Raw genomic sequence first — 9,136 nt, 5'->3', positions numbered from 1 at the left:
TTACGGCGCGCTTCACGCGCCTGCTTGTCGATCGCCAATGTGGTGCTTCCTTTCGTAAGGAGACCCACCCCTTACACACACCATTTGACAGGCTCCAGACAGCGTCTGCGTCCGCGGACAGCAGCGCGTTGATCATCGTCTGCAGCAGCTGCCGCATCAGATCCGGCGACGCCTCAGCGAGGGCTTCACCGAGCAGGCCAGCACGGTCGACAATGTGAGGAGCGGTCATCGTGATGACTCCATTCGAGAGGGTTGTAGGAGATTCCTCGAAGGATCACACGGTGACCGCGCCCACGTTCACGACGAGGCCGACCACCGAGCAGTTACACCACTATGCGGGACGCCACTAACGACGCCTTGCAGGAGGCGTTGAAGCAGCGGAAGCAGAACGAGAAGTTCGGCAACAACGTGCCCACGGTGGGCACCTACGCGGATGAATGGGCGGCAGGGCTCAAGCTCGCGGCGTCCACGATCAAGGGATACAAGAAGATCATCCGCAACCACATCCGCCCCCAGTTCGGCAGTATCCGGCTCGACAAGCTCACCGCCACGAGGATCGCGCGCCACTACCGCGACCTCGAAGACCACGGCCGCCGCGACGAGTACGGCAAAGGCGAGCCGCTGTCGGCCAACAGCGTCCACAAGGTGCATGTCGTGCTCGGTGCGATCCTCGACGCGGCGATAGACGACGGGCACCTGACGGTGAACCCGGCGAAGAAGAAGCGCACCGTGAAGCCCCCGAAGTCCAGCGAGGTACGGGCGCAGAAACCCGAGATCGCGACGTGGACGGCCGAGCAGTTGCAGACCTTCCTCACCTGGAACCGCGACACCCTCGAAGACGAACTGTTCCCACTATGGAGACTCATCGCCTACACAGGCATGCGCCGCTCAGAAGCACTCGCCCTCAAGTGGTCGGACATCAACGCGAAGACGATGCGAGTCAGCATCCGCCGCGCCGTCGATACCGACGACTGGACGAAGACGAAGACCACCAAGACCGGACAAGCCCGCGTCATCGACGTGGACGCCGAAACCCTCAAGGTGCTTGCTTCCTACAAGGTCACCCGCGCTGAGGTGTCGTTCGAGCTGGCGAAGGCCGACGCCTACGTCTTCGGAGACGACGACGGGAAGCTCCGCTCACCCGACGCGATGACCAGCCGGTGGGATCGCCGCCTCAAGTGGGCGACCGCGAGGTTCGACTCCCTGCACCGCGTCACGATCAAGGGCCTGCGTCACACCCACGCGACCCTGCTGCTGGAACTCGGGGAGCATCCCAAGGTCGTGCAGGAGCGGTTGGGGCACTCAACGATCACGACGACGATGAACATCTACTCCCACGTCACCCCAACCATGCAACGCTCGGCAGTAGACCGCTTCGCCGCCCACCTCGGCAAGGCCTAGCACTTTTTCTAGCACTTCCGACGCGAAAGACCCCCAACCCGGAGAACTAAATCCCAGGTCAGGGGCCATTTCAGTCGCGTGCGCGAGGGGGGACTTGAACCCCCACGCCCTAATACGGGCACTAGCACCTCAAGCTAGCGCGTCTACCTATTCCGCCACCCGCGCATTGGGTGTGATCCGCACTGCGGACCGAGGAACAACGTTACCACGATCCCCACCCGATCCCCGCACCGGGCCGACGCCCGGGCGCGTCACGCCATGCTCACCCCGAAGAGCAGGCCCAGCAGGTACGTCACGGCGGCGGCACCGAAGCCGATGCCGAGCTGGCGCAGCGCGCGCGGGATCGGCGACGCACCCGACAGCAGACCGACCGTGCCGCCCGTGAGCAGCAGGGCGATCCCCACGAGGACGAGCGCGATGACGACGGCCGGGATGCCGGAGAGGCCGAAGATCCACGGCAGCACGGGGATGATCGCGCCGGAGGCGAAGAACAGGAAGCTCGACCACGCGGCCCGGAAGGCCCCGCCGACCACCTCGTGCGCGTCGATCGCGTGCGGCCCGGTCGGCATCGTGCCGGCGTGCGCGGCCTCGATCACGCGCCGCGCGTGCTCCGCCGCCTCCTGCTCGCTCTGCCCGCGCGTGCGGTAGACGAGGGCGAGCTCGTTGGCGTCGATGTCGAGGTCGGGCAGGTAGCGGTCGCCGAAGTCGCTCGGCTCGGTCGCGTCGAGCATCTCGCGCTGCGAGCGCACCGAGACGAACTCCCCCGCGCCCATCGACAGCGCGCCGGCGAGGAGGCCGGCGATGCCGCTGAAGAGCACGAAGTGCGGCGCGGCGCCGGTCGCGCCGATGCCCATGACGAGCGCGAGATTGCTCACGAGCCCGTCGTTGGCGCCGAAGACGGCGGCGCGGAACGTGCCCGACAGCCGCCGACGGCTGCGGGCCGCAAGCCCCCGCACGACCTCGTGGTGGATCTTCTCGTCCGCGCGCATGGCGGGCGTGGCGAACGGATCCTTGTCGTACGGCGAGCGGCTCTCGGCCATCTGCGCGAGCGCGAGGGTGAAGACGGAGTCGAAGCGCGCGGCCATCCAGCCCGTGAAGCGGTCGGCGAGCCGGGCACGCGGGAGCTTGGGCGGCATGCCGCCCAGCAGCCGCACCCAGTGCTCCTCGTGGCGCTGCTCGGCCCGCTCGAGCTCGAGCAGGATCTCGCGCTCCTCGCCCTCGCGCAGCCGCGCGAGACGGCGGTACACCGCGGCCTCCGCGCGCTCGTCCGCGATGTACTGGGCGAACCGGCGCCGGTCGGCGGCGGTCGGGGCGTTCGGGGTCTGGGATGGGGCGTCGCTCACCGCACAACGCTATCCGCGGGCCGCCGCGCTCCCCGGCCCGGGAGGCCGGATTGACAGCATTTCGGGGATCCGAACGGCGGATCGGCCGCTGACCGCGGGCGCTTCGAGAGGAGATCCCCACTCCCGAGGACCGAACCCCGCCGATCCGTCCTCTCGAACCGGGATCCCCTCCCGAACCGAGCCGCACCCCCGCGCCGGACGAGCGACTACGAGTGCACTCGGCGGCGGAGCACCTGGATGCGCTTCTGCAGCTGCGCCACCGTGGCCTGCGCGACCGCGGGGCCGCCGCACGTGCGGCGCAGCTCGGCGTGGATCGCGCCGTGCGGCTGGCCGGTCTGGCGCGCGTAGACGCCGACGAGGCTGTTGAGCAGCTGCCGCTGCTCCTTGAGCGTGCGGTGCAGCGGCTCGGGCAGCGTCGTGGTGACCTCGCCCTCCTGCTCGCGGGACTCGCGCGCCTGGCGGTGCTTGGACTGCCGCTGCACGCGCTGCATGAGCAGCTCGTGCACGTGCTCGGGCTCGAGCAGGCCGGGAAGGCCGATGAACTCCTGCTCCTCCTCGGTGCCGGGCACCGCGAGCTGGCCGAACTCCTTGCCCTCGAACACGACCCGGTCGAAGTGCGCGACCGATCCGAGCGCCTGGAACGACCCCTCCTCCATCAGCGCGTCGGAGGCCTTTTCCTCGCGCTCGGCGGCCTCGAGCAGCGAGTCGTCGAGGCCGTCCTCGTCCTTCTCGCCGCGGTCGAGCACGTGGTCGCGCTGGCGCTCCATCTCGCTCGCGTGCGCCATCAGCACCGGCACGTGGGGCAGGAACACACTCGCGGCCTCGCCGCGGCGGCGAGCGCGCACGAAGCGGCCGATGGCCTGCGCGAAGAACAGCGGGGTCGACGACGACGTGGCGTAGACGCCCACCGCGAGGCGGGGCACGTCCACGCCCTCCGACACCATGCGCACGGCGACCATCCAGCGGTCGTCGCTCTCGCTGAACCGCTCGATCCGCCGCGACGCCTCGACGTCGTCGGAGAGGACGACCGTCGCCCGCTTGCCCGTGATCGAGTGCAGCAGCTTGGCGTAGGCGCGCGCGGCGGTCTGGTCGGTCGCGAGCACGAGGCCGCCCGCGTCGGGCACATGGTGGCGGATCTCCGTGAGCCGCGCATCCGCCGACCGCAGCACCGCCGACATCCACTCGCCGTTCGGATCGAGCGCCGTGCGCCACGCCTGCGCCGTGACGTCCTTGATGTTGTCCTGGCCCAGGTGCGCCTCGAGCTCGTCGCCGGCGCGCGTGCGCCACTTCATGTGCCCCGAGTACACGTGGAACAGCACGGGCCGCACGACGCCGTCGGCGAGCGCGCGGCCGTAGCCGTACGCGTAGTCGGTGACCGAGGTGCGCCGGCCCTGCTCGTCGGGCGCGTACTCGACGAACGGGATCGGCGCGTCGTCGCTGCGGAACGGCGTGCCGCTCAGCAGCAGGCGCCGCGTGGCGGGCTCATACGCCTCGCGGATCGCATCGCCCCAGCTGAGCGCGTCGCCGCCGTGGTGCACCTCGTCGAGGATGACGAGGGTGCGGGCGCGCTCGGTGAGGGCGCGGTGCACGATCGCCTTGGCGGCGACCTGCGCGTAGGTGACGACGACGCCGTGGTACTGGCGGGACGGGGCGGTGTGGCTGTTGCGGAAGGCAGGATCGAGGCGGATGTTCACGCGAGCGGCCGCGTCGGCCCACTGCGTCTTGAGGTGCTCGGTGGGCGCGACGACGATGATCTGGTCGATGACGTCCTCGTGCCGCAGCTTGCGCGCGAGCGTGAGGGCGAACGTCGTCTTGCCGGCGCCGGGCGTGGCGGCCACGAGGAAGTCGCGCTTGCCGGCCGCCTCGTAGGCGTCGAGGGCCTCCTGCTGCCAGGCCCTGAGGCTTCCCGCGGTGCCCCAGGGCGCTCTCTGCGGAAAGGACGGTGACAGCACCCATCCACGATAAGCGAGGCCGCCGACACGGCGCTCCGCGTAGTCTTCCTGTCATGAGCGACACGACTTCCTCCCGGACTCCCGACGTCGCCAACGAGGGCCCGCATCCCTGGCGCCGCTTCGTCGCGGTGGGCGACTCGTTCACCGAGGGCATCGGCGACCCCGAGCCCGACTCGCCCGGCGGGCACCGCGGCTGGGCGGATCGCGTCGCCGACGTGCTCGCGAGCCAGGTCGACGACTTCGCCTACGCCAACCTCGCCGTGCGCGGCAAGCTCATCCGCCAGATCGCCGCCGAGCAGCTCGACGCCGCCGTCGCGCTGCAGCCCGACCTCGTCACGCTCTGCGCCGGCGGCAACGACGTGCTGCGGCCCGGCACCGACCCGGACGAGATCGCCGTGCTCTTCGACGAGGCCGTGGCGAAGCTCGCCGGCACGGGAGCCGCGGTCGTCATCTTCACGGGCTTCGACGTGGGCTGGAACCCCGTCTTCCGTGCGCTGCGCGGCCGGATCGCGATCTACAACGAGAACATGCGGGCGGTCGCCGAGCGCCACGACGCGATCGTCGCGGATCTGTGGGCGCTGAAGGAGATCCAGGACGCGCGGTTCTGGTCGCCCGACCGCCTGCACCTGAACCCGCTGGGGCACCACGAGGTCGCCCGCATGGTGCTGCGCACGCTGAACGTGCCGAACGACCTGCAGCCGATGCAGCCCGACCCCCTGCCCGAGCGCAAGTGGACCGAGGCGCGCCGCGACGACCTCGTGTGGGCGCGCACGCATCTCGTGCCGTGGGTGCTGCGGCGCCTGCGCCACCAGTCCTCGGGCGACCACATCCTGCCCAAGCGCCCCGAGGCGCTGCCGGTGCTCAGCCCCCCGTCGGCCGCGGCCGAGGACTGAACCGGATCAGCGCCGGGCGAAGCGCAGCGCCCACAGGGCGACGGCGGCGGCCGAGGCGACGTTGAGGGAGTCGACGCCGCCGGCCATGGGGATCGTCACGGTCGTGTCGGCCACGGCGTGCGCACCGTGCTCGGTGAGGGCGATGAGGGTGCGGCGCGCGTCGCGCGGGTCGGCCTCGCGGCGGGCCAGGCCCAGGTGCACGGCGGTCTGGATGACGCGGCTCGCGCGCGGCTGATCGATGTGCAGCCGGTCGGCCAGGTCGCCGACCGAGAGCGGCGTGCCCGCGTCCGAGAGCACCTCGAGCATGCGCACGCGGGTGGCCGAGCGGCCGAGGCCCCCGGGACCCTCGGGGCGCGTGCCGCGGCGGCGGGCGAGCTCCTCGCGCATGTCGCCCAGGTCGTCGGGCGTCACGGCGCCCCACGACATCGGGCCGCGCCGGCGCCCGTGCCCGTGCGGCCCGTGCGACGCACCGTCGGGGCCGGGGCGGCCGGCGACGGGACGCAGCCCACGCAGGCGCGCGAGCGCGGCGGCGATCTGGTCAGCGGGATCGGGCGCAGTCACGTCTCCACGATACATGCCACTTGACATGCACTTGAGACGCATGTCATAGTGCATGCATATGCCACGTGACATGAAACTCCCAACCCGATCCCGGAAGGATCTGCCATGAGCACCCACGACACGCACACCCCCGACCACCCCGACCGTCCGCTGGCCTTCTGGCTCAAGGCGGTCGATCGCCTCGTCTCGCGCGAGATCGACGCCGCCTTCGCCGACGAGCCCATCGACCGCCGGCACTGGCGCATCCTGAACCGCATCGACGGATCGGCGCGCGTTCCGGCGATCGACGACCACCCCGAGCTCTTCGCGCACCTGGCGGGGCTGGGCTGGATCGCCCTCGACGACGGCGGCTGGTCCCTCACCGGGGCCGGCCGAGCCGCCAAAGAGCACCTCGCCGAGAAGGTCGCCGCCGTCCGCGCCCGCGTCGCCGGCGCGGCGCCGGCCGAGGACCTCGACACGACCCTGCGCACGCTCGAGGCCATCGCCCGCGCGCTCGGCTGGAGCGAGGAGGACGGGATGCCCGAGCGCCCGCACCGCCACCACCGCGAGCACGACCACGACCACGGCCGTGGCCACGACCACGGCGGCATGCGCCCGCACCCGCGATGGGGCCGCCACCTCGGCGCACCCGACGCCGACCAGCCGGAGCATCCCTTTCGACGCGGGCGGATGAGGGCGCACCGCGCCTTCGAGCGCGGCTTCCTCGCCGGCTTCGACCGCGGCCGCGCCGCCTGATGCGCGGGCACGCACCGCCCGGCGATGCCCCGGACCCTCCCGGCCCGGGGCATCGCCGTACGCTGGATCGGTGAGCTTCGCGCGCGCCTGCCCCTGCGGATCCGGCGATCCGTACCCGTCCTGCTGCGGGGCGCTGCACACCGGGGCGCGGCATGCGCAGACGCCCGAGCAGCTCATGCGCTCGCGCTACAGCGCCTTCGCCGTGGGCGACGCCGACTACCTGCTGCGCACGTGGCACCCGCACACGCGCCCGGCCGCGCTCGACCTGGATGACGGCACGGAATGGACAGGGCTCGAGATCCGCGAGGCGGCGGGCGACGAGGTGCTCTTCACGGCCCGCTACCGCACGCCAGACGGGCCGGGCGCGATGACGGAGCGCAGCCGCTTCGCGGTGCGCGGCGGCCGCTGGGTCTACGTCGACGGCGATACCGCCTGACGCTCGACCCCGCGGCGCCCTGCCGCCCCGCGCCGCCCGCCCCACCCGGGAGTAGCCTCGAAGCAGGCCGATCAGGGGGTTCCGCATGACCACAGTCGCAGAGAACATCGTCGCCACCCTCCGCGCCAACGGCGTGGAGCGCGTGTACGGCATCCCGGGAGATTCGCTCAACGGGTTCACCGACGCGCTGCGCCGGGACGGCACGATCCGATGGATGCACGTGCGCCACGAGGAGTCCGCCGCCTTCGCCGCCGCGGCCGACGCGGCGCTGACGGGCGAGCTGGCGGTCGTGGCGGGATCGTGCGGGCCCGGCAACCTGCACCTCATCAACGGGCTCTTCGACGCGCATCGCTCGCGCGTGCCGGTGCTCGCGATCGCGGCGCACATCCCGACGTCCGAGATCGGCACCAACTATTTCCAGGAGACGCACCCGCAGGAGCTGTTCCGCGAGTGCAGCTCGTATGTGGAGTACGTGGCCGACCCCGCCCAGATGCCGCGCGTGCTCGAGATCGCGATGCGGACGGCCGTCGAGGAGCAGGGGGTCGCGGTCGTCGTGATCCCCGGCGACGTCGCCCTCGCCGACGCCGTGTCGAACCGCACCTCCGTCATCCGGCGCGCGAACCCCACCGTCGTCCCGAGCGACGCCGAACTCGATCGGGCCGCCGAGCTGCTCAACGCCGCCAAGCGCGTGACGATCCTCGCCGGCGCCGGCGCGGCGGGCAGCCACGACGAGGTCATCGCGCTCGCGGATCGCCTGAACGCGCCGATCGTGCACGCCCTGCGCGGCAAGGAGCACATCGAGTACGACAACCCCTTCGACGTGGGCATGACGGGCCTGCTCGGCTTCGCCTCGGGCTACCGCGCCATGGACGCCTCCGACGCCGTGCTCATGCTCGGCACCGACTTCCCGTACCCGCAGTTCTATCCGGATCACGCCAAGACGATCCAGGTCGACATCCGCGGCTCGCAGCTGGGCAGGCGCCACCCGCTCGATCTCGGGCTCGTGGGCGATGTCGGCGCGACCGCCGCCGCGCTCGTGCCGCGCCTGGCCGAGGGCCGCGATCGCTCGCACCTCGACGACGCGCGCGACCACTACCTGCGCACGCGGGCCAAGCTCGACGAGCTGGCCGTGCCGCGGCGCGGATCGGAGCCGATCCACCCGCAGTACCTCACGCGGCTGATCGACGAGGCCGCCGCGGACGACGCCGTCTTCACCGCCGATGTGGGATCGCCCACCGTGTGGGCGGCGCGCTACCTCGCGATGAACGGCCGGCGCCGGCTCATCGGATCGTTCAGCCACGGCTCGATGGCCAACGCGCTGATGCACGGCATCGGCGCGCAGACGGCGGCGCCCGGCCGCCAGGTGGTCGCGCTCGCGGGCGACGGCGGGCTCGCGATGATGCTGGGCGAGCTCATCACGCTCACGCAGAACGAGCTGCCGGTGAAGACCGTCGTCTACAACAACGCGTCGCTCAACTTCGTCGAGCTCGAGATGAAGGCGGCCGGCTTCGTCACCTACGGCACGGGCCTGACCAACCCGAACTTCGCCGACGTGGCCGCGGCGCTCGGCATCCGCGGCATCCGCGTCGAGCGCTCGGACGAGCTGCCGGATGCCGTGGCCGAGTTCCTGGCCCACGACGGGCCGGCCGTGCTCGACGTCGTCACCGAGCGCCAGGAGCTGTCGATGCCGCCGAACGTCACGGCCAAGCAGGTGGGCGGCTTCGCCCTGTATGCGCTGCGCACCGTGATGTCGGGCCGCGGCGACGAGCTGCTCGACCTCGCGCGGGCGAACTGGCGCCAGCTGCTCTGACGCGC

Annotated in this window: 7 protein-coding genes, 1 tRNA gene and 3 pseudogenes; 5 read left to right on the top strand and 6 right to left on the bottom strand. The window is 71.6% G+C overall.

The window, feature by feature from the left end; genetic code table 11:
- Positions 1-229: pseudogene (locus ACWDR7_RS01300) on the bottom strand (IS256 family transposase); the annotation flags it as partial.
- A 104-nt stretch (positions 230-333) separates the two neighbouring features.
- Here ACWDR7_RS01300 and ACWDR7_RS01295 point away from each other — a divergent pair.
- Complete coding sequence (locus ACWDR7_RS01295) at positions 334-1,401, top strand: tyrosine-type recombinase/integrase (RefSeq protein ID WP_449853119.1); 1,068 nt, start codon at positions 334-336, stop codon at positions 1,399-1,401.
- Between the two features lie 79 nt (positions 1,402-1,480).
- Here ACWDR7_RS01295 and ACWDR7_RS01290 read toward each other — a convergent pair.
- From ACWDR7_RS01290 to ACWDR7_RS01280, 3 genes are all read right to left on the bottom strand, one after another.
- Positions 1,481-1,566: transfer RNA gene (locus ACWDR7_RS01290), tRNA-Leu, on the bottom strand.
- 86 nt (positions 1,567-1,652) lie between these two features.
- Positions 1,653-2,744: a VIT1/CCC1 transporter family protein gene (locus tag ACWDR7_RS01285; RefSeq protein WP_449853118.1), complete on the bottom strand. Its 1,092-nt coding sequence runs from the start codon at positions 2,742-2,744 to the stop codon at positions 1,653-1,655.
- A gap of 206 nt (positions 2,745-2,950) precedes the next feature.
- Positions 2,951-4,696, bottom strand: coding sequence for a DEAD/DEAH box helicase (locus tag ACWDR7_RS01280; RefSeq protein ID WP_449853117.1), 1,746 nt, complete (start codon positions 4,694-4,696; stop codon positions 2,951-2,953).
- 53 nt (positions 4,697-4,749) lie between these two features.
- Between ACWDR7_RS01280 and ACWDR7_RS01275 the strand changes: the two genes are divergently transcribed.
- Entirely contained in the window at positions 4,750-5,589 is an 840-nt protein-coding gene (locus ACWDR7_RS01275) for an SGNH/GDSL hydrolase family protein (protein ID WP_449853116.1), read from the top strand.
- Between the two features lie 6 nt (positions 5,590-5,595).
- Here ACWDR7_RS01275 and ACWDR7_RS01270 read toward each other — a convergent pair.
- Both ACWDR7_RS01270 and ACWDR7_RS01265 read right to left on the bottom strand, forming a co-directional pair.
- Positions 5,596-5,712 (bottom strand): annotated as a pseudogene (locus ACWDR7_RS01270) (TrmH family RNA methyltransferase); the annotation flags it as partial.
- A gap of 39 nt (positions 5,713-5,751) precedes the next feature.
- A pseudogene (locus ACWDR7_RS01265) lies at positions 5,752-5,976 on the bottom strand (MarR family transcriptional regulator); the annotation flags it as partial.
- Positions 5,977-6,255: 279 nt separating this feature from the next.
- Here ACWDR7_RS01265 and ACWDR7_RS01260 point away from each other — a divergent pair.
- The 3 genes from ACWDR7_RS01260 to poxB all read left to right on the top strand — a co-directional run bounded on the left by ACWDR7_RS01260 (position 6,256) and on the right by poxB (position 9,131).
- Positions 6,256-6,885, top strand: coding sequence for a hypothetical protein (locus tag ACWDR7_RS01260; RefSeq protein ID WP_449853115.1), 630 nt, complete (start codon positions 6,256-6,258; stop codon positions 6,883-6,885).
- A gap of 70 nt (positions 6,886-6,955) precedes the next feature.
- Positions 6,956-7,321, top strand: coding sequence for a YchJ family protein (locus ACWDR7_RS01255; RefSeq protein ID WP_449853114.1), 366 nt, complete (start codon positions 6,956-6,958; stop codon positions 7,319-7,321).
- Positions 7,322-7,406: 85 nt separating this feature from the next.
- The gene (gene poxB / locus ACWDR7_RS01250; protein ID WP_449853113.1) at positions 7,407-9,131 is read left to right on the top strand and encodes a ubiquinone-dependent pyruvate dehydrogenase; all 1,725 of its coding nucleotides are present in this window, start codon (positions 7,407-7,409) and stop codon (positions 9,129-9,131) included.
- The last annotated feature ends 5 nt before the right edge of the window (positions 9,132-9,136 follow it).

It is taken from the genome of Microbacterium sp. NPDC003461 (genome assembly GCF_053588335.1).
Note: the sequence above shows the minus strand (reverse complement) of the source record. Positions and strands in the feature narration are given on the sequence as shown.

Coding starts and splice junctions, on each gene's coding strand:
- ACWDR7_RS01275 (WP_449853116.1), top strand. CDS start 4,750: ATGAGCGACACGACTTCCTCCCGGACTCCCGACGTCGCCAACGAGGGC.
- ACWDR7_RS01295 (WP_449853119.1), top strand. CDS start 334: ATGCGGGACGCCACTAACGACGCCTTGCAGGAGGCGTTGAAGCAGCGG.
- ACWDR7_RS01260 (WP_449853115.1), top strand. CDS start 6,256: ATGAGCACCCACGACACGCACACCCCCGACCACCCCGACCGTCCGCTG.
- poxB (WP_449853113.1), top strand. CDS start 7,407: ATGACCACAGTCGCAGAGAACATCGTCGCCACCCTCCGCGCCAACGGC.